The organism is Microbacterium sp. HSID17254 (genome assembly GCF_003989315.1).
In the GTDB taxonomy this organism is placed as follows: domain Bacteria; phylum Actinomycetota; class Actinomycetes; order Actinomycetales; family Microbacteriaceae; genus Microbacterium.
On the sequence record NZ_RBLT01000012.1, the window covers coordinates 39,431 to 61,150 of the forward strand.

Genomic DNA, 21,720 nt, shown 5'->3' on the forward strand with positions numbered 1-21,720 from the left:
CTCCGCCTTCGAGTATCTAACTGGGTGAGGTACCGCACGTCAGCGCAGGTAGGCATCGACGAGGAGAGCGCCACGGATGTCGCGGAGCCGGTCGACCAGCCGGGTGATGCCGCTCGCACCGAGGGAGGTGAGCGGGAGGTCGAAGGGCCCGAGGGGCTCGAGCTTCCCCATCCGCACCCGCACGACCTCCCAGCCGGCGCCGCGCACCGCGCGATCCTTCCGGCGATCGGTCTCCTCCCTCTTCCCGACGTGCTCCAGCCCGTGTCGGCCGACCGTGTCGTACTCGATCGCGATCCGCAGTTCCGGGAGCAGGATGTCGGGCCACACCTCCGTATGCCGGAAGAACGGCCGCGCGACCTTGATCGCGTTGACGTCGTCGGGGAACACCAGTCGCGCCGCCAGTGCCTGCCGCAGCTTCCCCTCCGCCGCCGAGGCCGGCTTCGGAGCGCACGCGCTCAGGAACGCCGTGCCCGTCGGCAGCGCGGGAGTCTTCGAGCACAGCGCCGGCGCGGGCTTCTTCGGGCGAGCGGGGAGTGCCCGTGCCTCTCCGAGGATCACGGGCTGCGGACGCGCCAGCGCCGCGCATTCGGGGCACCAGGACGAGCGCCGTCGCACCCGCCCCGGGCGTTCGCGCTGCTCGGTCGGCGTCGCCGCGAACAGATGGCCGACGGCGCATTCCCAGCAGAGCAGCACATCGGCCGCCAACGGGATCTGCGAGAGCGTGATGCCGTGGTTGAGCTCCGGGTGGTACTGCCGGATGAGCTCGGGGTAGGCCGCCCACGCCGCCCGGTAGGTGCCGACCGCGTAGGGCACGTCGAGTCCGCGCGAGAACTGGCGTCTCGCCCACCACTGCTGCACGGACTCGGGCACGACAGCGACGGTAGGCGAGGCCACGGACATCGCCGCTGCGGAGTCACCAGGGTGAACATCGACGGCGGCTCTGTCCTGTGTGCGGGGGCGCGCCTAGGGTCGGTGGCGAAGACCGGTGCCTCTGCGCGCGTGGAGAGCATCTCCGATCGCAACCGAAAGCAGGAAACCATGGCTGAACTGATCGTCATCTCCTATGACACCGAGAGCGACGCGGAAGGCGCCTACAACCGCGTCCAGGCACTGCAGGACGACCTCGTCGTCGAGCTCGCCGGTCTCGCGCTCGTGAAGGTCGACGGCGAGGGCAAGACGAAGGTGGAGTACCCGGGCGCCGGGAGCCGGATCGGTCTCGGCGTCGCCTCCGGTGCTCTGTTCGGTGCGCTGATCGGCATCCTGTTCTTCATCCCGGTCGCCGGCCTGGTGTTCGGCGGCCTCCTCGGGGCCCTGTTCTCCGGTCTCGACAAGACGGGAATCGACGCCGAGTTCCGCGACCGCGTGAAGGCCACCGTGACGGCCGGCAAGTCCGCCGTCGTCATCTACGCGCTCAAGCTCACGGAGGACAAGTTCGCCGAGGCGCTGGCCCCGTACAACGGCACCGTCGTGCAGACCTCGCTGTCGAAGGAGGACGAGGCCGAGCTGGTCAAGGACCTCGGCGGCCACTGACCGCCGACCGATGCGCCCGTCGTGGATCCGTCCGCGGCGGGCGCATCGTCGTGTCCGGTGTCGGAGGTAGGTGACAGGCTGCGAACGTGGACACGCTGAGCCTTCGGCCCTGGTCGGCCGACGATCTCCCTCTCCTGCACGCGGCGAACGCCCCGGAGATGACGGTGCACCTCAACGGGCCGGAGAGTGCGGCGGAGGTGCAGGCGCGTCACGAGCGGTACCTGCGTCTCGTCGCGGGGGACGAGGCCCTGATGTTCGCGATCGTCGACGACGAGGGGCAGCCTCTCGGCTCGATCGGCGCGTGGCGGATCACGTGGCACGACGAGCCGGCGTGGGAGACCGGCTGGTTCGTGCTGCCTGCTGCACAGGGCCGGCGAGTGGCCGCCCGGGCTCTGGCTCTGCTCGTCGATGTCCTCCGCGATCGCGCAGGGGAGGGGCGTTCGCTGCTCGCGTTCCCCGCGGTCGACAACCCGGCGTCGAACGCGGTGTGTCAGCGGGGCGGATTCACCCGTCAGGGAACCCTCACGGAGCAGTTCCGCGGGGCCGAGCTCACGGTCAACGCGTGGGTGCTCGACCTCGCCGCCGACTCCTCGGCGGGATGACCTCGTCGGGTCAGCGGCGCACGCGCGCCCTGGTCTTCGCGACGCCGGCGAGGGTCGCTCGCACCGGCGTTCCGAGGTAGAGGCCGAGGGAGGCGCCGGAGGCGAGCGCGATGCCGATCACGGCGGCGTCGATCAGCGATCCGCCGACGGTGAGCATCCCGGAGGAGGTGCCCGCTGCGTGCACGACTTCGAGGAGGCCCTGGAACACCGCGACACCGGGCACGAGCGGGACGATCGCGGCGGTCGTCACCGCGACCGAGGGCACGTGCAGACTGTGCGCGATGAGCATGCCGACGAAGCTCGCCAGCAGCGCTCCCACCGCGCTCGCCGCGGCCGGGTGGAGCTGGAGGGCGATGGTGCCGGCGTACCCGGCGAGGGTGACGGCGCTGAGCAACGCGCTGACGAGGATGATGCGGATGCCGGCGCCGTTGAACACGGCCACGGCGACCGCGATGATGATGGCCCCCGCGAATTGGTTGAGCAGGGGCCCGAAGGGCGCGGGGTCGTCCGGCAGCTCCATCGTGAAGCCCAGCACGCCGCCGAGCTCCAGCCCGACGAGGATGCCGATCACCACCCCGAGCGTCTGCATCGTCAGGTCGAGGATGCGGCCACCGGCGGTGAGGGCGAAGCCGTCGATGGCATCCTGCGCGGCGCCCACCACCGTGAGCCCGGCGAGCATGAGCACGATGCCCGAGGCGACGATGATCGACGGGCGGATGCCGACGAACGGTTCGATCCCCGCGCTGCCGAGCGCCGAGACGGCGACCGCGACGACCGTGGTGACGAGGCCTCCCGCGATCTGGCTGAAGAACAGCGGCACTCGCAGCCGGGCCAGGCCCGCCTGGGTGAGCGCCGCCCCCAGCGCGGCGACGAAGGTGAGGCCCACGATGAGCGGGGAGGCGCCGAGCATGATGCTCACGCCGACCGCGAGGAGCGCCCGTGCGACGATCACCACGGACTGCTGGTAGCGGAAGGGCACGCGACGGATGACCCGGAACGCGGTGCGTGCGGATTCCAGATCCAGGCCGCCGTCGATGTCGGCCACGAGCGCCTGCACGCGCTGCAGCTTGGCGTGGTCGGGGGCGGCCACGCGGACCACGCGGACGAGCGTCTCGGGCCACACCTCCCCGCTGAGGTGGAAGGACACCGTGATCGAGTTGTAGGTCACATCGACCTGGACGCCCTTGAGGCCGTACGCCTCGCAGACGCGCGTGATGGCGAGCGTGACCTCGTGAGCGGAGGCGCCGACCGCGAACATCGACTCCCCGATGCGCGTCGCCAGATCGAGGACCCGCGGCACCGTGTGCTCGTCGATCACGGGCATCGCCTCGGTGTGGGCGACGGAGGACGGATCCGTGTGCAGCAGCCGGCGGACGGACAGGAGCAGTCGCTGGGGGGAACGCGCGGGCATATCTCCCATTCTCCCGCGGACGAGGGCCACCCGATCGACGGCCCGTCTGTCAAGGCCCGAGACGGCCCCCCGGCCCTGCTTCTACAGTGGGGTCTCGCCGCGCCGCTCCCGACGCCGTGGCAGGAGGATTCGACGATGACGGATGACTCGCTTCCCACGGAGGCGCTGCTCGATGGGCGCTACCATCTCCGGGAGTGCGTCGGGCAGGGCGGGATGGCCCGCGTGTACCGCGCGGAGGATTCGCTGCTCGGGCGCACGGTCGCCATCAAGATGCTCCGCGCGGAGACCGAACAGGGTGCCGCCTCCGAGCGCGCCCGCGGCGAGATGACCGTGCTCGCCTCGCTCAACCACCCCGCGCTGGTCACGCTGTATGACGCGCAACTGCATCCGGGACGGGCGGAATACCTGGTGATGGAGTTCGTCGACGGCCCGACCCTCGCCGAGCGGATCGCCCAGGGGCCGCTGCCCTCGGACGAGGTGGCGGCGCTCGCGGCTGATCTGGCGGAGGCCCTCCATGTCGTGCACGGCGCGGGGATCGTCCACCGCGACATCAAGCCCTCCAATGTCCTGCTCACCGGGCGCTCCCTCGCCGGGAGCCGGTCGGGCGCCAAGCTCGCCGACTTCGGGATCTCGGTGCTCGTGGACGCGGCCCGGCTGACGTCTCCCGGAACCGTGATCGGTACCGCGGCATACCTGGCGCCGGAGCAGTTGAACGGCGCGGCGCCGGCGCCTGCCGCCGACATCTATGCGCTGGGCCTGGTCCTGCGCGAAGCGCTCACGGGAGAGCGCGCTTTCGCGGAGGCCGAGGGGATCGGTGCCACCCTTGCCCGCTTGATCGATCCCCCCGCGATTCCGGAATCCGTGGGTCCGGCATGGTCCGCGCTGCTGCAGCGGATGACCGCGACGGATCCGGAGGACCGGCCGAGCGCCGCCGGCGTCTTCGCAGCGGTGTCCGCCCTCGCGCACGACCCCTCGATTCCGCCGCGGCCCCCGGTTCCGGCTCCGATCGCCGCCGCAGCGCTCGCGGAACGGGAGCCGGCCGGTCCGTCTGCTCCGACACGAACCCTCGTGCTGCCCGCTCCTCCGTCTCCCGAGGTCGGGATGCTCCGCTCCCGGACTCCTCGCCTGCAGCGGGCTCGGCGACGCCGCGGACTCCTGACCGGAGCCGTGGCGGTCGCGGTCGCCCTCACCGTCGCCGGAACGCTCTGGGCGGCCGGAGCGCTCAACCCGAACCCTGTGGTGACCCCTGTCGACACCGAACCGACGCCGCGCTCGTCGCCCACGCCGGCGGTCGTCGTGCCCGTCACCGTGCCGGAAGAGGCGGACACGCCGGCGACCCCGGTCGAGGCCCCGGCTCCGGAACCGGCGCCCGACGTGCCGGACGACAAGAAGGCGGAGAAGGCTCAGGAGGCAGCTCAGAAGGCCGCCGACGAGCAGCGGAAGGCCGAGGAGGACGCGCAGAAGAAGGCCGAGAAGGCTCAGGAGCGCGCCGAGAAGGAAGCGGAGAAGGCCCAGGAGAAGGCCGAGAAGGCGAAGGGGGAGGACACCGACCTCGAGGACTGAGTCCTCGGGCCTGTGCGTTCCTCTACGGCGGAGCCGGTGTCAGACGGCGAGATCCGCGAGCTGCCGGGAGGCGGTGCTCGTCTCCGTCGGCTCCGGCACCAGATACAGGCCGTTCGGCGTGTTCGCGGTGAACGCCAGCGCGTCCACCCACCGCCGGTTGATGGCCGGAGGCCTGCTGCCGAAGAACTTGAACACGATGTTCGAGTGCGCATGCACCCAGACCGTCGTCCGGCCGCCCCCGACGGAGGCGTCTTCCTTCCACGAGAACGGCATCGGTTCGCCGCGCCGGAGCTTCGTCGTCATGACGAGCTGGATATGTGTGAGAGCGCGGTCCTCGATCTCGATCTTCGGACCGCCCTCATAGATGAACTTGCCCATTCGATGGATCCTTCGTTCCATCTCCACAGGAACCCGTTGCCAAGAGGCGCAACCATGCCGATCGCTGGTGGGGATGTCTCCACGCTCTCACCGATCCGGGCTTTGTACCACCCCTCCTTCGTCCATCCGGTCGCGGCGGACGTCCCGGTTCTCAGATGCGGCGGGGGCCGGGGCCGCTCTCGCCGAGGGCGTCCTCCGGATTGAGCAGGCGGCAGGCCTTGAGGGACAGGCAGCCGCAGCCGATGCAGCCCGCGAGCTCGCGCTGCAGATGCTCGAGCTGGGTCCGCCGCTCCTCGAGCTCGGCGCGCCAGCGCTTGGCCACGCGGCGCCAATCGCCGTGCGAGGGCGGGGCGTCGACGGGCAGGGTCTGGAAGAGCTCTTGGACCTCGCTGAGCGGGATGCCGATGCGCTTGGCCACCACGATGATCGAGATCCGTCGCAGCATGTGGCGGCGATAGCGTCGCTGATTACCCGGCGTGCGCGTCGACGCGATGAGGCCGAGCTGCTCGTAGAAGTGCAGCGCGGAGGGCGCGACGCCCGTGCGTCGGGTGACCTCCCCGATCGGGAGGAGATCGTCCGGTTCCATCCGCCGCCCTTCCGTAGACCTCAACAATAGTTGAGGAACGGGCGGAACGGTCAGCGCGAGGTCGGCGGAAGCTTGTCGACGCCGTGGCGGTTCGGCTTGTCCGGCTCGGCCGCGGTCTCCGGCGTCACGTCCGGGCTGTCCGCCGGCGCGCCCGACGTCGGATAGTGCGGCTCGTCGATCTCGACGGCCTTGTCCCTCTCGTCCGCCGGGGGCAGGTGGTCCAAGGGCTGCTTGATGTCATCGGGGTGGTGGCTCATGGCCCCAGGGTGCGCTGTGCCGCGTGCGGCACCCAAGGGGGTTGTCATCCGGCCCGCCGTGTGGTCGGTGGGTGGCGCTACTACGGGTCGAGCGCCATGCTCCGCGCCGAAGGCGGTCCGGATCTCATGCTCTGGGAGGCGCCGGGGCACGCGCCGATGAAGCTCACGGTGTCGGGGGAGGAGCGGCCGCTCTTCTTCCTGCGCACGACCGAGATCCACGCGCTCGCCGAGCGGTTCGCGGCAGAGGGCGTCGAGGTGGTGAGCTTCGACGACGGCGGCTTCGCCCTCTTCCTGAAGTTCTTCGACCCGGACGGCACCCTGCTCGGACTCATCCAGCACGCCGCCTGAGCCCGGCGTCGCGAGCGGGTCGTCGGGCTCCGCGGCCCTGTCGGTGGGTGCCGGGCTGGGCTATCGTCGGGGCACGGCTCCGCGCGGAGGGGCTGCGAGGAGGGGCGCATGGAGCAGGTCGACACGGTGATCGTGGGCGCGGGCGTGGCGGGATTGACGGCGGCGCGGCTGCTGCAGGATGCCGGGCGGACGGTCGTGGTGCTCGAAGCGCGCGACCGGATCGGCGGCCGGGTGCACACGGATCGGACCGACGGCATCGTCGATCTCGGCGCCTCGTGGATCCACGGTGTCGACGGCAGCCCGGTAGCGGCGGCTGCCGAGGCCTTCGGCATGCGGACCGTGGAGTTCACCGTCGGCGGTTTCCAGGTGGACAGCCGGCCGATCGCCTATCACGGCCCCGACGGGCGCCCGCTCTCCGCCGAGGAGACGCGCGGCTTCGCCGCCGATGTCCACGCGGTGGACGCCGTGCTCCCGGACATCATCGCCGCCTCCCGCCCCACGGCCTCCTACCGCGACGTCACGGACGAGGCCCTCTCGCGCCAGGGATGGAGCGCCGAGCGTACGCAGCGGGTGCGGGAGTACCTGGAGCATCGCGCCGAGGAGCAGTACGGGGCGTGGATCGAGGACCTCGCCGCGCACGGCCTCGACGACGACGCGATCGAGGGCGACGAGGTCGTGTTCCCCGACGGGTACGGCGTGCTCCCGGAGCGCCTGGCCGAAGGCCTCGACATCCGGCTGGAGCACCTCGTCACCCGTGTCGACTGGAGCGACGACGGCGTCTGGGTGCGGACCTCGCATGGCGACTTCTCCGGGGACACGACCGTCATCACGGTTCCCGTCGGCGTGCTGCAGGCCGGAACCATGGAGATCGTCCCTCCGCTGCCGCCGGTGAACGCCGAGGCGCTGGGGCGGCTGCGCATGAACGCCTTCGAGAAGGTCTTCCTGCGGTTCCCGACGCGGTTCTGGGAGGACGGGGTGTACGCCCTCCGGCAGCAGGGCCCCGAGGCGCGATGGTGGCACTCCTGGTACGACCTCACCGCGCTGCACGACGAGCCGCTCCTGCTCACCTTCGCCGCCGGGCCCGCCGCGGCAGCCACGCGGGACTGGAGCGATGCGGAGGTGCAGGCCTCGATCATGGCGCAGCTCCGCCGGCTCTACGGCGACGGAATCCCCGATCCGATCGGGATGCGCCGCACGGCCTGGCAGGACGATCCGTTCGCGCACGGGTCGTACGCGTACATGACGGTCGGGTCGACCACCGCGGATCACGACGACCTCGCCACCCCGGTCGGCGGCGTGCTGCACCTCGCGGGCGAGGCCACGTGGACCGACGATCCGGCCACGGTGCCGGCGGCCCTGTTCTCCGGGCATCGTGCGGCGGAGCGCATCCTCGGGCGGGCGGTCCCGATCGAACGACTGTGGACACCGGAGTGACACGCCCCGGCGCGGGCAGTGTGGCCGTCGCCATACGTGCGGTCAACCCCCTGCGTCATTCCTCGCCGCCGCGCATATGGTCGTCGGACCGAACAGAGGAGGAGAGCATGAGCGACCCCCAGAACACGCAGGGCACCCCCGGCGCCGACGAGGAAGCCGACACGGCCTCCGGCGGCGCTCCCGACGACAGCGGTGAGAGCACCGACGACGTGCTCGAGCGCGAGACGACGGACGACGAGGGCAAGCCCCTCGAGAACCCGTCCGGCGGCTGACCGCCGCACCGCCCGAGGGTCAGCCGCGCCCCAGGTGGCGCGGCTACTCTCGGGTCATGCGCCGCATCGCTCTCGTCCCTCTGCTGCTCGCCGTCGGTCTCCTCGCCGGGTGTGCGCAGGTCACCCAGGCCGCGGGAGACGCGTTCGGAGTTCCGGTCGCGGAGACGTGCGCGACCATCGACGACGCGTACGCGCAGTATCAGGAGCTGCTGAGCCAGGGCGACGCGTCCGCGGAGCAGCTCGATGCCGCGCGCGACGACCTCGTCGCCACCCTCGACGGCGTCGCGGACGGAATGGACGGGCAGCTCGGCGACCTCATCCGCTCCGGCGCCGATCAGCTCGGCGGCATGACCGACCTTCAGGCCCCGGAGACGGTCGAGGCGATCGAGCGCCTCCACGACGGACTCTCCTCCTTCTGCGGCTGAGCCGGCTCGCGCGGTCGTGTCGCGACGTACCACTGCCGGAGCAGCAGCACGATGAGCAGTGCGTCGACGGCGTCACCCGCGTAGAACATCAGCTCCGCTCCGATCCGCGCGTCCCCGGGGTCGACACCCACCGGAGGGTGTGCCCACAGCCACTTGGCGAGGATCGAGTGCGCGGCGATGAAGACGATGAGGACGGACGCCCGTACGGTGACGGAGGCTCGATGCGGATCGGGATCGAGGCCGAGGATGCTCGCGGTGAACAGATACCCCGTCAGCAGGACGTGCAGGTGCACGGCAGCATGCAGCCACGGTGAGGCGTGCATGAGGGGGAACAGCGGCGTGGCGTAGAGGAGCCACAACCCGCCGATGTTGAGGGTGCCTGCGACCACGGGATGCGTGAGCACCCGGATCGGGGCGCTGCGCAGCACCCGGGAGAGCGCACGGGCCTCGGTGACGGGAAGGGCGCGGAGGGCCAGGGAGACCGGACGCCCGAGCACCAGGAGGAGCGGGGCCAGCATGCCCACGAGGACATGGTCGGCCATATGCACCGGGAAGCTGCTGTGGGCCAGGGCGGCGAACGGTCCGACGGTGCCGAACGCGGTGCACAGCAGACCGCTCATCCAGGCGGCCGTCCGTGGCCGCGGCCAGGGACTGCGGTCGCGGGTCCGCCGCAGCGCGACGAGATACAGCACGGCGGCGCCGAGGAGGAGGACGAGGGCGAGGAAGGGGAGGACGTCGATGCCCCCGCCCGTCGCATCCGCATCGAGGCCCGGAAGCCGAGGCGGGTCGTCGTGCCCGTCGTGTGGATGCCGAGGAGCTTGTGGTCGACGACGCCGTCGAAGAGCTGGAAGAACCCAACCCCGATAGTTGCGAAACCGCAACTATCGGCGTATGGTTGATCTCGATCAACTTTCTATGCAGGAGCATTCCCCCGTGACACACACCTCATCCTCTTCCGAGACCGCGCGCTCGGCCCGCGAGGTCTTCACCGCGATCTCCGGCCTCATCGTCGGCATGTTCGTCGCCGTGCTCTCCGGCACGGTCGTCTCGACCTCGATGCCCGTCATCATCGCCGACCTCGGCGGCACCCAGTCGCAGTACACCTGGGTCATCACCGCGAGCCTTCTCGCCACCGCCGTCTCGACGCCGATCTGGGGCAAGCTCGCCGACCTCGTCGACCGCAAGGTCCTCATCCAGATCTCGCTCATCCTCTTCACGGTCGGCACGGTCATCGCCGGCTTCTCGACCGACACGAACATGCTCATCGCGGTCCGCGTCGTGCAGGGCATCGGCGTCGGCGGCCTCATGTCGCTCGTCATGATCGCCGTGGCCCTCATCATCTCCCCGCGCGAGCGCGGCAAGTACATGGGCGTCGTCGGCGGCATCATGGCCCTCGGCACGATCGGCGGCCCGCTGCTCGGCGGCGTCATCACCGACGCCTGGGGCTGGCGCGCCAACTTCTTCGTCGGCGTCCCGTTCGCGATCGTCGCGCTCGTCCTGCTGCAGTTCACCCTGCACCTGCCCAAGCCGCAGCGCGGCACCAAGGTGTCCATCGACTACTTCGGCATCGTCCTGCTCGCCGTGGGCGTCTCGACCCTGCTGATCTGGGTCTCCATGGGCGGCAACCAGTTCGACTGGGACTCCGGGACCAGCATCGCCCTCGCCGTCACCGCGGGCGTCGCCATCGCCGCCTTCGTCGCCGTGGAGTTCTTCGTCAAGGAACCCATCGTCCCGATGTCGCTGTTCCGCAACCGCACCTTCACGCTGTCGGTCATCGCCTCGATCGCGATCGGCGTCTCGATGTTCGCGACCTCGGTCTTCCTCGCGCAGTACTTCCAGCTGGCCCGTGGCGCCACGCCGACCGAGTCGGGCCTGATGACCATCCCCATGATCATCGGTCAGATGGGCGCGTCGATCATCATCGGACAGCTCGTCAGCCGCTTCGGCAAGTGGAAGGGCTGGATGGTTACCGGCTCCATCCTCGCCACCATCGGTGTGAGCCTGATGGCCACCCTGCGCTACGACACCCCGTTCACCCTGGTGGCCGTGTACATGTTCGTCCTCGGCGCCGGCCTCGGCATGGTCATGCAGAACCTCACCCTGATCGTGCAGAACGACACCGCGCCGCAGCAGCTGGGTGCCGCCTCGTCGAACGTCAACTTCTTCCGCACGATCGCCGGCACCATCGGCGTGACCGTCATGGGATCGCTGCTGTCGACCAGCGTGGCCGACTTCATGAAGGACGGCCTGAAGGGCTTCGTCCCGACCACGCCCGACGAGATCAGCGCCCTGGAGCGCCTGGGCTCCGGAGACGTGCCGAAGGTGGGCGAGCTGCCCGACACGATCCGCACGATCGTCGAGAGCGCCTACGGGCACGGCATCGCGGACGCGTTCATCCTCGCCATCCCGCTGGCCGTGATCGCGATCATCGCGATCGCGTTCATCAAGAACAAGCCGTTGTCCACCAAGAACGCCGCGGAGCAGCTGCGCGAGCAGGCCGAGGAGTCCGTCATCGAGGTCTCCGAGGCCGAGGTCGGCGCCAACCTCTCGACGGGGACGATCCGCACCGGGCAGGCCGGACCGGCGACCACCACGGGGTCGGTGAGCGTGCTCGAGCGCGACGATCGGAAGCAGGAGCGCTGACATGATCGCGTCCGAGGCGGTCGGCACCCCCGACGTCGACACCGCCCTCAGCGACCTCCAGGCGCATCTCAACCTCATCTTCGCGCGGACCCGGTCGCTGTGGAAGGAATCGGCGTCCCGGGTCCACCCGGAGCTGCAGGTGGCGGGGTACAAGCTGCTCACGTTCATCGACCGGGCGGGCTCGGCCAGCGCGCACGAGCTCGCCGAGCGCTTCGAGATGGACAAGTCCGTCGTCAGTCGCCAGGTGCGGATGCTGGAGGACCTCGGGCTGATCGCCTCCGTGCCGGACGAGCGTGACGGCCGGCTCCGGGTGCTCACCGCGACGCCCGCCGCGTGCACCGCTCTCACCGAGGTCCGGCGAGAGTACGGCACCCGGCTCCGCGCCGTGATCGACGAGCTCACGCCCGCCGAGATCGACGCCGCGTCCAAGGTGTTCCGGCTCCTCGCCGAGGTCTGAACCGGGCCCCGCGACCGCCTGCGGTCGCGGGGCTTCGCCGTACACTGGCGATATGCGCGCCTCGTCCGACGATCCCGCCGACGACGCTCCCCTCGACGATCTCGACCAGGCGGTCGCCCGCGTCGAGCACGAGCTCGGCCGTCTGTTCGCCCGCATCCGCGTCGGGTGGCGCGAGGCTGCCGCCACCGTGCATCCGGACCTCCAGCCGCTCGGGTACCAGGTGCTGACCTCGATCCTCGCCGGACGGGCGACCTCGGCGGGGGCTCTCATCGAGCGCCTGCAGACGGACAAATCCGCCGTGAGCCGGCAGGTGCGTCAGCTCGAGCAGCTCGGGCTCGTCGAGAGCATCCCCGATCCCGAGGACCGCCGCGCCCGGGTGCTGGTGGCGACCCCGCTGGCCGAAGAGCGCGTCGCTCTCGCCCGCTCCCGGTATGAGGGGCGCATCGGCGAGCGACTGCGCGGCTGGACGGCCGCCGACCTCGACCACTTCGCGAACCTCGTCGCCGATCTGGGCGGTTGATACACCGGAACACCTGGTCGATTCACGGGAATACAGCGGCCGGCCGTGTCCTTGGTCCCTCTGTGACTCTCTACGACTCCGCCGACTTCGGCTCGCTGCACCTGTCCAACCGCGTCGTCATGGCGCCGCTCACCCGCACGCGTGCGGACGCCGACGGCGTGCCGACCGCGATCATCGAGGAGTATTACCGTCAGCGCGCGGGGCAGGGGCTGATCATCTCCGAGGGCGTCTGGCCCGTCCTCGAGGGCAAGTCGTACCCCGGGCAGCCGGGGATCGTGACCCCCGCCCAGATCGACGGATGGCGACGCGTGACCGACGCCGTGCACGCCGAGGGCGGCACCATCGTCATGCAGCTCATGCACGGCGGCCGGGTGGGCCACCCGGAGATCTCCGGTGAGCCCCGCATCGTCGCCCCGAGCGCCCTGGCCGCCCCCGGCCAGACGCGGACGCCCCAGGGCAAGGCCGACCTGCCGGTCGCGCACGCCCTCACCCTCGACGAGATCCCGGTGGTCGTCGAGCAGTTCGTCCAGGCCGCGCGGAACGCGATCGTGGCCGGCTTCGACGGCGTCGAGGTGCACGGCGCCAACGGCTACCTCGTCCACGAGTTCCTGTCTCCCGTGTCCAACGTCCGCGACGACCGGTACGGCGGCGCGCCGGAGAACCGCGCGCGCTTCGCGATCGAGGTGACCACGGCGGTCGCCGCCGCCGTGGGTGCCGACCGGACCGGCATCCGGCTCTCTCCGGCCCACGGCATCCAGGGCGTCATCGAGGACGACGCGGCCGACGTCCTCGCGACCTACACCGCGCTCGCCGAAGGGCTCGCGCCTCTGCGGCTGGCCTTCGTCGATGTGCTGCACCCCGAGCCCGCGGGAGAGCTCGTCCAGGCCATCCGCCGGGCGGCGGGCGCGCCGCTGATCGTCAACACCGGGTTCGGCGTCGAGACCACCCGTGCCGCGGCAGAGGAGCTGGTGGCCGAGGACTGGGCGGACGCGGTCGCGGCCGGGCGTCCCGTCATCGCCAACCCCGACCTCGTGGAGCGCTGGCGGACCGGGGCCGAGCTGAACGAACCGCGCCCCGAGCTGTTCTACGGTTCGACCGCCGAGGGGTACATCGACTACCCGTCCCTGGAGGTCGCGCGCGCCGGCGAGTGATGCGGAGCGCCCGCTGTCACACGACGATGTCGTCGGCCGTGTGCAGCGGGCGCCATCCGGTCTCGCGGATCCCGCGTCGGGGGAGGACGTCGGCGTCGGGCAGCGGGCCGAGGTCGACTCCGGTGAGGGTGGTGACCTCGGCGACGGGCACCTGGAAGGTGCGGAAGGCTCCGAGCGACGCGACGGCGAGGACACCCTCCCTGTTGTCGACGAGCTCTGTCTGGTCGAGGAGGAACGCGGCGGCGGCGAGTCGGCCCTCGGAGCTCCAGGCCGCGATCTTCCAGAACCGGAGGGGGATGCGGATGCCGCGGTACGGCGGGTCGGTGTCGGCGAGCACCGGGGCGGTGAAGACGGACAGGCGCCGTGCGGTCGTCTCGGCATACGCGAGCACGTGGTCCTCCAGCCCGAGCCAGAGGTCTTTCGACTGGTTGAAGACGGCCGCCTGCGGCGCCGCGTTGGGGTAGGTGAAGGTGGCTTCCATGGCCGCGCGGGCGTCGGCGCGCTCGCCCCAGCCCGGATCGCGGCGGCGCACGAGATGCCCGCGGTCGAGGTCGTTCCCCGCATAGACCGCTGGACCCGCCTGCTCCTCTGCGGGCACTCGCGGGTCAAGACGCCACTCACCCGTCCGGGGGAGATCCCGCAGGCGGGCGCCGTCGATGGTGACGGCCGTCACCGCGGCGAGCCGCCGCTCCGGGTCCAGCAGCACCGTGAACCGCGGCGCCGGCAGGGTGCGCACCGCCATCGGGGGCACAGGGAGCGGGAGCGGGATGCCGAGGAACCCGGGGTCGTAGCCGTCCGTCATGCCTCCATCGTGCCCCGGCCCTACGACACTGCGGCGCTTTCCCGACTGCCGCGCGCCGACTACCTCCGAGGATCAGGTATGGGGGGCTTCTCGGTCGTGAAGCTCGCGAAGACACGAAATGCGGTGACGCGTGACGGCGACGTCGTCATGCCGCTCGAGATTGAACTGCCGCACGACTTCTTCGAGCGCGCCGCGATCCGGGTGCACGTCGAGCCGATGACGGGGAAGAAGCGCTGAAAGTCGGCGACACCGACGGAGGCCGCGTGTGTGGCGCACAGATCCGAGGGACCATCCGAAACTGGATACGAGATGGCGTCCTCCGAGCACCCGTGCTGAATCCTAGTGACGTTCTCGTGGCCGAGCGGACCATGAGAAACACGCGCGGTCGGCCAGCGGTTAGCGAACCGCGCACGCTGCGAGTGGCCGACAATTACTGGGTGAAAGTCACTGCGTGTGGCACTCACGCGGAAGCGCTGAACTCAGTGATGATCGCGCTCAATTGCAGCCGTTGTCGTGAACCTGCCCCGTCTTCCGAGCCACTCTGAGAGGACGAGAGCAGGTCGTCGCGCCGCTCGGCTCCAGCCGTCGACGCGGGGGCAATCTTCATCTATTCTGGGCAGATGCAGCCCGCTCCAGCCAGTATCAGCGCCGTCGACCTGTTTTGCGGAGCTGGCGGATTGTCGCAGGGGCTTCAGGATGCCGGAATCTCTGTCGTTGGTGGCGTGGACATCGAGGCCTCGTGCGCCTATGCGTTCGAGTCGAACATCGATGCTCCGTTCATCGAGCGCGATGTGCGTGAACTGACTGCCGAGCATCTCGAGCCACTCTGGATCCCCGGCAGCATTCGGATGCTCGCTGGCTGTGCACCGTGTCAACCGTTCTCCCCGTATCGACGAGGGGTGGACACCTCCGGCGAAGAGCAGTGGCCTCTCCTGCGGGAGTTTGCCCGACTGGTCCGGGACATCAATCCCGAGCTCGTCACGATGGAGAACGTGCCGCGCATTGGCACCTCCGCTGTGTTCCTCGAGTTCGTTCGTGATCTGGAAGAGCTCGGATACTTCGTTGACTGGAAGAGCTGCTACGGACCGCGCTTCGGCCTCCCGCAGCACCGGCGCCGTCTCGTGCTTCTCGCATCGCGCCTCGGGCCGGTCGAGGTACCGGACGGTGCGCTTGACGAATCGAGTTACCGCACGGTTCGAGACGTCATCGGATCCCTCCCAAAGCTCGCTTCGGGTGAAACGGATCCGGTCGATCCACTGCACGTCGCACGTAACCTGTCGCCCCTCAACCTCAGGCGCATCGCTGCTTCACTACCAGGCGGCACATGGCAGGACTGGCCCGAGGAACTTCTTTCCCCATGCCATCGGAAGAGTTCGGGTTCGTCCTTCAAGAACGTCTATGCGCGCATGGAGTGGGACAAGCCATCTCCGACTATCACCACCCTGTCCGGTAACTTCGGGGCCGGTCGATTTGGGCATCCTGAGCAAGACCGGTCGATCACGCTGCGCGAGGCCGCTCTCCTCCAAGGATTCCCTCCCGGATACAAGCTGGTCAGAAGAGATACGCGCGTGAATCAGACTCAAGTCGCTAGATTGATCGGTAACGCTGTGCCACCGCCCATCGCCGCGGAGGTAGGCAGAGCCGCTGTGGCGCACGTCGCTGCATTCGATCGCGTCGAGTGAGCGCGTCAACGATCGGACGCGAGACCTGAGGGGGAACTATGTCAACGACTGTCATCGAGGATGCCGGGGACACAGAGCCGGAGATCGATACGACGTTCAAGATGACGGTCGAGTTGTCTGTGCTCGAGTCTCTCGGCATCAATCTCTACAGCAACGCCGCCGCGGTCCTCTCAGAACTCGTCGCGAACGCCTATGACGCGGATGCTGGGACGGTCAGCATCACGTGGCAGCCTAGGGCAGACACCGATGGGGACGGCGCAGAAAAGCTGCTCGAGGTTGTGGTGACTGACGACGGTTCTGGTATGAGCGTCAAGGAGCTAAACGCTCGCTTCCTCAAGGCTGGCTACAAGAAGCGAGCAAGTGGGAACGAGGGGACGACGTCGCCCATCTGGGAGCGCCCTTACATGGGACGCAAGGGTATCGGTAAGCTCTCGGTCTTCTCCCTTGCGGAAGTTGTGGAGGTATACAGCCAGACGGATGGCGGAGACGCCAACGGCTTCGTGATCAAGGTTGAAGAGCTCGAGGAGTGCATCAAGAACGAGCTTCCCTACCACCCCCAACCGATCGAAGTGCCCGATGAGTACAAGAAGAAGGGGACCACGCTCGTCCTTTCAAGCCTGAAGAGCAAGCGCGCGGGCTTGACCGCCGCCGCCCTCCGTAAGCGACTCGCGCGAAGATTCGACGTCCTAGACATGACGCCCATCGATGAGGGCGGCTTTCATATCTTGGTCAACGGCAAGCGGGTCACTTACGCCGACAGGCAGGAACTCAAGAAGCTCGAGTTCATCTGGGAGTTCCCGGGCGACAAGATCCCAGCCGCCGCACTTCCCAAGGGCATCGAGCGTTTCGAGATTTCTTCCGGGATCGTCAGCGCAGAAAAGGGTTGGACGGTCAAAGGATGGTTCGGCACCACCAAGACGCCGACAGATCTCACGGACGACCCCGACGCTGGCAGTCTCAAGAACATCATCGTGCTGGCGCGCAAGCGTCCGATCCAGGAGGGGATCATTGAGAAGCTCGACTTCAGCAGACTCTTCGGGAACTATGTGACCGGACAGATTGAAGCGGACTTCCTCGATCTCGATGAGGAGGGTTACGACGACATCGCGACAAGCGACCGGCAGCGCCTAATCGAGGACGACGAAAGAGTCATCGCTCTGCAGAAGTTCCTGAGACAGGCATTCGTGTCGGCAGCTGAGCAGTGGAGTAACGCACGGCCGAAGCGTGAAGCGAAAGATGCCCTCGCTCGGTACCCCAAGTTGCAGGGCTGGGTAGACGAGCTTCCGCAGTGGCAGCAGGAGAGTGCTCGGACGATGGTCGGGACGATCGCCGGACTGGAGTTTGAAGGGAAAACCGCGGCTGAGGATCGGTCTGCGCTGTTTCGGTCTGGCGTCCTGGCGTTCGCCCGTGTCGGGTTGCGTCAGTCGGCTCAGGACCTGGAGCTCCTGAGCAATGTGACGGCGGCCGACCTCTTGCCGTTGCTCGGGCAACAGGACGCGTACGAGGCGGGGCTTTGGGTGGACATCCTGAGGTCGCGGGTCGAAGCCATCGAGAAGCTGCAAGACCTGACAGACGCCAACGAGAAAGAGAAGGTGCTGCAAGAGCATCTTTTCGACCACCTCTGGTTGCTCGATCCTTCCTGGGAGCGAGCAACCGGTAGCGAGCAGATTGAGGAGAACCTCCGCAAGATCGCCCCGGGGTTGTTCGCCAAGGACAAACTGGATAAAGAGATCACCGGTCGCATCGATATTCGCTATAAGACGGTCGGTGGACGCCATGTCATCGTTGAGCTGAAGCGCTACGGTGTCAAGGTAGATGCGCGAAAGCTCGCAGAGCAGGGAGCGAAATACGCCGCCGCCCTGGCCAGCCTGCTCAGCCAGCAGCAGCGAGACCACGAGATTCCTTTCATTGAGGTCGTCTTCGTGCTCGGCCAGCGCCCAGGCTCGAGCGGCTGGGTGCAAGGGATCAAGAGCACTGAGGATGAGTACTTCCACAGCCAATTCGAGTCGTTCAACGGTAGCTATCGCCTCTACGACGCAGTGATTCAGAGCGCTCAGACGCAGTATCAGGAATATCTGGAAGCGAGTAGCCAGGCTCGCAAACTCGATGACTTGCTCAGCACGCTTTCCCCGGACGCTGTCGCCGAAGAGGAGGAGAAGACTGACACTGTGAGTGACGGCGGGGCCGACCCTGAGGCTGCTTCTGAGCCGTCGGCGTCCGGTATCGCGACGTGAGCGAGGCGATGTGGCTCGCTTTAATCGGCGTCGCGGGCACGCTCGTGGGTGGCCTTGGCGCGACGCACCTCGCCAATAAGGCCAACGAACGGCAACGGGCCGCCACGCGGAAGTACGACCTCGAGGACGCCGCTAGGCTCGCGATCCTCGAGGTGCTGGTAAGTGCTCGGCGATGGATCGAGAGCGCGGATAGCCCGGCGATGCTGATCGCATCACGGCAGACGGTCGAAGATATTGACGTCTACATCACACAGCAGTGGGCGAACCCGACCGACATGAAGCCGATGATGGAGAACCGTGAAGCCCTCGACCGCGCGGCCACGCACGCGAAGCTCCTGATCTCGGACAAGGGTGTACGTGATGAACTGCAGGCCCTCCTCGTGCTCGCGAACCACTGGGCGCAGACAGCCGTTGACGAGCCGAGGAATGATGTCATGCTCGGCGCCGGTGACAAGGTCGGGAGGCTGCGTCACTGGTACGAGTTCAAGGACACGTTCGTCGCGAGCGCGAGCCGACTAGAGACCATCGCCACCGCCGCGACGGCGCGATCCCTTACGGGATAGTCCTTCCGCGACTTCCAAGCGCTGTGTTTAGCTGTGGTTGCACCTGAACTATGACCGAAGCCCTGCCGATCCGGCGGGGCTTTCGTCGTTCACTGGGAAGCTCCGGGTGCGTCAGCCGGTAGTGCGATGCGCATCCGCTTGATCGCCTTGCTGACCCGCAGCTCGGTGAGCTACGAGTTCAAGCTCGTTCGCTGGCCAGTCCTTCAAACGGAGACGACGCCCAAACCTCCCTGCATCGTCTGCACGGGACGATAGAGACGATGGGCGGCTTCCCACGCCCGGTCTCGTCACTCGACCGGATCGGCTTCGGTGCCCACCCTGCGCTGGGCGAAACCGCGCCGCCGCAGCTCGCCCACGAGATCCTCAACCGTGTTCATGCGGATCAAAGGTATGGGATCAACTGAGGGGTGGGAGCACCGGGCAAGCGCTGATCCCGCAGCGATGGGCTCGGCCTGTCAACTGGCCGGGAGTGCTGTAACGGCTAGGGACCAGAGCTGGTTGTTGTCTGCTTGTCCTCGAACGGTAATGCGGTCCACGTACCGGGCGTCGAAGGTGTTGCGTGTTCCCGGGTCGTTGGCGTCAGTGAGGCACTGTTGCTTGAACTGTGCAACGCCCTCGATCTCGATACTGACGGCTCCTTCACCGAAGCAACGTACGTACACGGCGATGCCTTCGCTGTCCCTGTCGAAGGGGCCGAGCTCCGCAAGTCCTCGAACGGAGTTGAGCTTCCCGTATGCCTCCTCGTCGTCAGCGTAGGTTGCGAGCAAGGCGGATGGGGAGGGCGACGCCGTAGGCGCAGACGAGGCTGAGGGGGCCGGCGGGCTGGTCGGCTGCGCCTCCTCAGTGCCTCCTGTGCAGCCGGCGAGGGCCGCCACCAAAATGGCGGCCCCGCTGACCGTAAGTACGTTCCTTCTCAACTGATCCACGTGTTCCAGCCCACGCGGTACGGCGCCCACACGTTCGTCGCGGAACTCGCTCCGGACGTGCAGTTGTTGAGGTAGTACACCTCTTTGCCCGTGACGTACGTCTTCCAAATTCCGTAATCACCGTTCCCCGTCTTGCCCGCCGGCACGGTGATCGTGATCGAGTTGCCGACGGTTGCGGTCACGCTCGCCTGCGCGTTGATGCCGAAGGTGCCAGAGATCGAAGCGAGCTTCACGCTGCCCGATACGTTGGTCGAGCCGGTCCATGCAGCTCCCACTGTTCCCGATACTGTCGAAGTCAGGGTCATGCTCGCGGAGGAACCGGTCCCGTTGCGACTCGAATGCGTGGGCCCGATCTTCACTAGAGAGCTACTGGTGCGCTGGAGGGCTTGGTATCGCCAGCCCGAGACGCACTTAGGGCTCACATCCGTGTTGGTCGCTACCGCGCTGGGCGGGGGCGCCTCAGTGGCGGCTGCAGGGATGACCCCACCCGCCAGTACGGCCACCAGAGCGAGGGCAGCAGCGTAGGTGCCCTTTGTCTTGTTCTTCACTTCTCTCCGATCGTCAGCGAAGGCCGCCCCCAGGACCGGAAGCTCCGAACCTTCGATGCGTAGCTGAGCCTCCCAGAGCCGCCGGTTGGCAACAAGTCGGCCATTTGGGGGACAGGGCACGCTCCCCAGAGGTGAGCACCCCGGTTCGCGGCGAGCGCGAAGTGCCCCCGCGAGGAGGACGAGTCCACCGGGGGGCGTGACCGACTCACCGCGAGCTGGACCTGCGCGCGCGACCGGCTGGTGGGACGACGAATGGTTCCTTCGGCGCGTCGGCGCTTTCGAGCAGGTGCTGCGTCCGCGTGCAGCACGGCGCGGAGCCGTATCTCAGGCGGACCCGTTGTCCTCCGCGCGCCGTGCCGCGGCCTCCCGCATACGGCGGCGGATGCGCAGCGCGATGAACACCAGGAGCAGCAGGATGAGCAGGCCGACGACCACGTCGGAGATCACGCCGCTCCACTGCTCGAGGATCGGCCGGATGGCGGGGCCGAAGGCGAACCCGAGGCCGATCCAGATGCCGTTCCAGACGGCCGACCCGACCAGGGTGTACAGCGTGAACTTCCACAGCGCCATGCGCTCGATGCCGGCGGGGATCGAGATGAAGGAGCGCACGAGAGGCACGCAGCGGCCGAACAGCACCGCGCCGCCGCCCCAGCGGGCGAAGAACGCCTCCGCCTTGTCGAAGTCGTCGTGGTCGAGGAGGGGGATGCGTCCGACGATGCGTCGGGTGCGGTCCCGGCCGACCGCCGCGCCGAGTCCGTACCAGATCCACGCGCCGACGAGCCCTCCGAGGGTGGCCGCGGCCCAGGCGCCCCAGGCGTTCATCCGGCCGTCGTAGGCGAGGAAGCCTGCCGCGGGCAGGATCGCCTCGGATGGGATCGGGGGGACGAATGTCTCGATGAGTACCGCGAGGCCGACGCCGACCTCGCCGAGGGTCTCTATCAGGCTGAGCACCCAGCCGATGAATCCGTCGTAGCCGGGGGCGGAAGCGGCGAGGGGCAGAGTGCCGGGGGTCATCGTGTCCTCTGTCGGGGGATCGCGGTGATCGTGCGGAGAGCGGGTCCGTCGGAGCGGACATCGCCTCTGCACGGTATCGCCCTTCCCTGGACCCCGCCTGCGTGCGCAGGGAGCGGGAGGAGCCGGCGTTGTCAAGGCGCTCGCCGCCGTCCGACGGTACGGAGATCATGGAACCCCATCGACCGAGGAGGCAGCATGACCGATCCGCGCCAGGACGAGACGACCGGGTTCCAGGGGGAGCCCCCGACCGCCAACAACGGAGAAGGCGACGCCCCGGAGGTCGACGTGACCGATCTGGAGCCGGAGGAGATCGAGGACGGCGTGGAGGTCGACGACCGTCCCTGATCGGTGGGGGAGGTTTTGACATAGGTCAA

General features: G+C 68.5%; 27 protein-coding genes. 16 read left to right on the plus strand and 11 right to left on the minus strand.

Features of this window, described 5'->3' with window-relative positions:
• Positions 1-39 precede the first annotated feature (39 nt).
• Complete coding sequence (locus D8M34_RS09345) at positions 40-870, minus strand: zinc-ribbon domain-containing protein (protein ID WP_126893844.1); 831 nt, start codon at positions 868-870, stop codon at positions 40-42.
• Between the two features lie 168 nt (positions 871-1,038).
• On the opposite strand from D8M34_RS09345, the gene D8M34_RS09350 reads away from it, so the two are divergent.
• Both D8M34_RS09350 and D8M34_RS09355 read left to right on the plus strand, forming a co-directional pair.
• Positions 1,039-1,530: a DUF1269 domain-containing protein gene (locus tag D8M34_RS09350; protein WP_025102547.1), complete on the plus strand. Its 492-nt coding sequence runs from the start codon at positions 1,039-1,041 to the stop codon at positions 1,528-1,530.
• Between the two features lie 86 nt (positions 1,531-1,616).
• Entirely contained in the window at positions 1,617-2,132 is a 516-nt protein-coding gene (locus tag D8M34_RS09355; protein ID WP_126893845.1) for a GNAT family N-acetyltransferase, read from the plus strand.
• A gap of 10 nt (positions 2,133-2,142) precedes the next feature.
• On the opposite strand, the gene D8M34_RS09360 is transcribed toward D8M34_RS09355, so the two are convergent.
• Positions 2,143-3,543, minus strand: coding sequence for a threonine/serine ThrE exporter family protein (locus D8M34_RS09360; RefSeq protein WP_126893846.1), 1,401 nt, complete (start codon positions 3,541-3,543; stop codon positions 2,143-2,145).
• 135 nt (positions 3,544-3,678) lie between these two features.
• Here D8M34_RS09360 and D8M34_RS09365 point away from each other — a divergent pair, with 135 nt between their 5' ends.
• Positions 3,679-5,106 (plus strand): serine/threonine-protein kinase, encoded by a 1,428-nt coding sequence (locus D8M34_RS09365; RefSeq protein ID WP_085605763.1) that lies wholly within the window; start codon positions 3,679-3,681, stop codon positions 5,104-5,106.
• A gap of 39 nt (positions 5,107-5,145) precedes the next feature.
• Here the strand turns inward: D8M34_RS09365 and D8M34_RS09370 are convergent, their stop codons facing one another.
• From D8M34_RS09370 to D8M34_RS09380, 3 genes are all read right to left on the minus strand, one after another.
• Entirely contained in the window at positions 5,146-5,484 is a 339-nt protein-coding gene (locus tag D8M34_RS09370) for a DUF7882 family protein (RefSeq protein ID WP_025102543.1), read from the minus strand.
• A gap of 151 nt (positions 5,485-5,635) precedes the next feature.
• Positions 5,636-6,070 carry a redox-sensitive transcriptional activator SoxR gene (gene soxR, locus D8M34_RS09375; RefSeq protein WP_025102542.1) on the minus strand — a complete coding sequence of 145 codons (435 nt, stop codon included), beginning with the start codon at positions 6,068-6,070 and terminating at the stop codon, positions 5,636-5,638.
• A gap of 50 nt (positions 6,071-6,120) precedes the next feature.
• The gene (locus tag D8M34_RS09380) at positions 6,121-6,327 is read right to left on the minus strand and encodes a hypothetical protein (protein ID WP_025102541.1); all 207 of its coding nucleotides are present in this window, start codon (positions 6,325-6,327) and stop codon (positions 6,121-6,123) included.
• Between the two features lie 96 nt (positions 6,328-6,423).
• Here D8M34_RS09380 and D8M34_RS09385 point away from each other — a divergent pair, with 96 nt between their 5' ends.
• The 4 genes from D8M34_RS09385 to D8M34_RS09395 all read left to right on the plus strand — a co-directional run bounded on the left by D8M34_RS09385 (position 6,424) and on the right by D8M34_RS09395 (position 8,806).
• Positions 6,424-6,675 carry a VOC family protein gene (locus D8M34_RS09385; RefSeq protein ID WP_085605767.1) on the plus strand — a complete coding sequence of 84 codons (252 nt, stop codon included), beginning with the start codon at positions 6,424-6,426 and terminating at the stop codon, positions 6,673-6,675.
• A 108-nt stretch (positions 6,676-6,783) separates the two neighbouring features.
• A complete protein-coding gene (locus tag D8M34_RS09390) occupies positions 6,784-8,109 on the plus strand; it encodes a flavin monoamine oxidase family protein (RefSeq protein ID WP_126893848.1) in 1,326 nt (441 codons plus the stop codon).
• A 107-nt stretch (positions 8,110-8,216) separates the two neighbouring features.
• Positions 8,217-8,381 (plus strand): hypothetical protein, encoded by a 165-nt coding sequence (locus D8M34_RS19265; RefSeq protein WP_164498166.1) that lies wholly within the window; start codon positions 8,217-8,219, stop codon positions 8,379-8,381.
• Between the two features lie 56 nt (positions 8,382-8,437).
• Positions 8,438-8,806, plus strand: coding sequence for a hypothetical protein (locus D8M34_RS09395; protein WP_025102538.1), 369 nt, complete (start codon positions 8,438-8,440; stop codon positions 8,804-8,806).
• Here the strand turns inward: D8M34_RS09395 and D8M34_RS09400 are convergent.
• Both D8M34_RS09400 and D8M34_RS19865 read right to left on the minus strand, forming a co-directional pair.
• The gene (locus D8M34_RS09400) at positions 8,740-9,498 is read right to left on the minus strand and encodes a cytochrome c oxidase assembly protein (protein WP_174235382.1); all 759 of its coding nucleotides are present in this window, start codon (positions 9,496-9,498) and stop codon (positions 8,740-8,742) included. The two genes, D8M34_RS09395 and D8M34_RS09400, sit on opposite strands and share 67 nt — an antisense overlap.
• Positions 9,423-9,671, minus strand: coding sequence for a DUF2243 domain-containing protein (locus D8M34_RS19865; protein ID WP_446723730.1), 249 nt, complete (start codon positions 9,669-9,671; stop codon positions 9,423-9,425). Before D8M34_RS19865 ends, D8M34_RS09400 begins: the two co-directional genes overlap by 76 nt.
• Before the next feature lie 50 nt (positions 9,672-9,721).
• Between D8M34_RS19865 and D8M34_RS09410 the strand changes: the two genes are divergently transcribed.
• The 4 genes from D8M34_RS09410 (at position 9,722) to D8M34_RS09425 (ending at position 13,577) form a co-directional block, all read left to right on the plus strand.
• Positions 9,722-11,449: an MDR family MFS transporter gene (locus tag D8M34_RS09410; RefSeq protein ID WP_060922712.1), complete on the plus strand. Its 1,728-nt coding sequence runs from the start codon at positions 9,722-9,724 to the stop codon at positions 11,447-11,449.
• 1 nt (position 11,450) lies between these two features.
• The gene (locus D8M34_RS09415) at positions 11,451-11,906 is read left to right on the plus strand and encodes a MarR family winged helix-turn-helix transcriptional regulator (RefSeq protein ID WP_025102534.1); all 456 of its coding nucleotides are present in this window, start codon (positions 11,451-11,453) and stop codon (positions 11,904-11,906) included.
• Positions 11,907-11,958: 52 nt separating this feature from the next.
• Complete coding sequence (locus D8M34_RS09420; RefSeq protein ID WP_025102533.1) at positions 11,959-12,426, plus strand: MarR family winged helix-turn-helix transcriptional regulator; 468 nt, start codon at positions 11,959-11,961, stop codon at positions 12,424-12,426.
• 62 nt (positions 12,427-12,488) lie between these two features.
• Positions 12,489-13,577: an alkene reductase gene (locus tag D8M34_RS09425; RefSeq protein WP_126893849.1), complete on the plus strand. Its 1,089-nt coding sequence runs from the start codon at positions 12,489-12,491 to the stop codon at positions 13,575-13,577.
• 16 nt (positions 13,578-13,593) lie between these two features.
• Here the strand turns inward: D8M34_RS09425 and D8M34_RS09430 are convergent, their stop codons facing one another.
• Positions 13,594-14,379 carry a DNA/RNA non-specific endonuclease gene (locus tag D8M34_RS09430; RefSeq protein WP_126893851.1) on the minus strand — a complete coding sequence of 262 codons (786 nt, stop codon included), beginning with the start codon at positions 14,377-14,379 and terminating at the stop codon, positions 13,594-13,596.
• 78 nt (positions 14,380-14,457) lie between these two features.
• Between D8M34_RS09430 and D8M34_RS18880 the strand changes: the two genes are divergently transcribed.
• The 4 genes from D8M34_RS18880 to D8M34_RS09445 all read left to right on the plus strand — a co-directional run bounded on the left by D8M34_RS18880 (position 14,458) and on the right by D8M34_RS09445 (position 18,858).
• Positions 14,458-14,616 (plus strand): hypothetical protein, encoded by a 159-nt coding sequence (locus D8M34_RS18880; protein WP_153245001.1) that lies wholly within the window; start codon positions 14,458-14,460, stop codon positions 14,614-14,616.
• A gap of 383 nt (positions 14,617-14,999) precedes the next feature.
• Positions 15,000-16,061 (plus strand): DNA cytosine methyltransferase, encoded by a 1,062-nt coding sequence (locus tag D8M34_RS09435; RefSeq protein ID WP_126893852.1) that lies wholly within the window; start codon positions 15,000-15,002, stop codon positions 16,059-16,061.
• A gap of 38 nt (positions 16,062-16,099) precedes the next feature.
• Positions 16,100-18,295: a BbrUII/HgiDII family restriction enzyme gene (locus D8M34_RS09440; RefSeq protein ID WP_126893854.1), complete on the plus strand. Its 2,196-nt coding sequence runs from the start codon at positions 16,100-16,102 to the stop codon at positions 18,293-18,295.
• Entirely contained in the window at positions 18,292-18,858 is a 567-nt protein-coding gene (locus D8M34_RS09445; protein WP_126893855.1) for a hypothetical protein, read from the plus strand. Before D8M34_RS09440 ends, D8M34_RS09445 begins: the two co-directional genes overlap by 4 nt.
• 455 nt (positions 18,859-19,313) lie before the next feature.
• On the opposite strand, the gene D8M34_RS09450 is transcribed toward D8M34_RS09445, so the two are convergent.
• From D8M34_RS09450 to D8M34_RS09460, 3 genes are all read right to left on the minus strand, one after another.
• Positions 19,314-19,625, minus strand: a complete 312-nt coding sequence (locus tag D8M34_RS09450) for a hypothetical protein (RefSeq protein WP_126893857.1) — start codon at positions 19,623-19,625, stop codon at positions 19,314-19,316.
• Positions 19,626-19,771: 146 nt separating this feature from the next.
• Positions 19,772-20,017 (minus strand): hypothetical protein, encoded by a 246-nt coding sequence (locus D8M34_RS09455; RefSeq protein ID WP_126893858.1) that lies wholly within the window; start codon positions 20,015-20,017, stop codon positions 19,772-19,774.
• Positions 20,018-20,656: 639 nt separating this feature from the next.
• Positions 20,657-21,346, minus strand: a complete 690-nt coding sequence (locus tag D8M34_RS09460) for a DedA family protein (protein WP_025102530.1) — start codon at positions 21,344-21,346, stop codon at positions 20,657-20,659.
• Between the two features lie 195 nt (positions 21,347-21,541).
• Between D8M34_RS09460 and D8M34_RS18885 the strand changes: the two genes are divergently transcribed.
• On the plus strand, positions 21,542-21,691 hold the full coding sequence (locus D8M34_RS18885; RefSeq protein ID WP_153245002.1) for a hypothetical protein: 150 nt from the start codon (positions 21,542-21,544) through the stop codon (positions 21,689-21,691).
• The last annotated feature ends 29 nt before the right edge of the window (positions 21,692-21,720 follow it).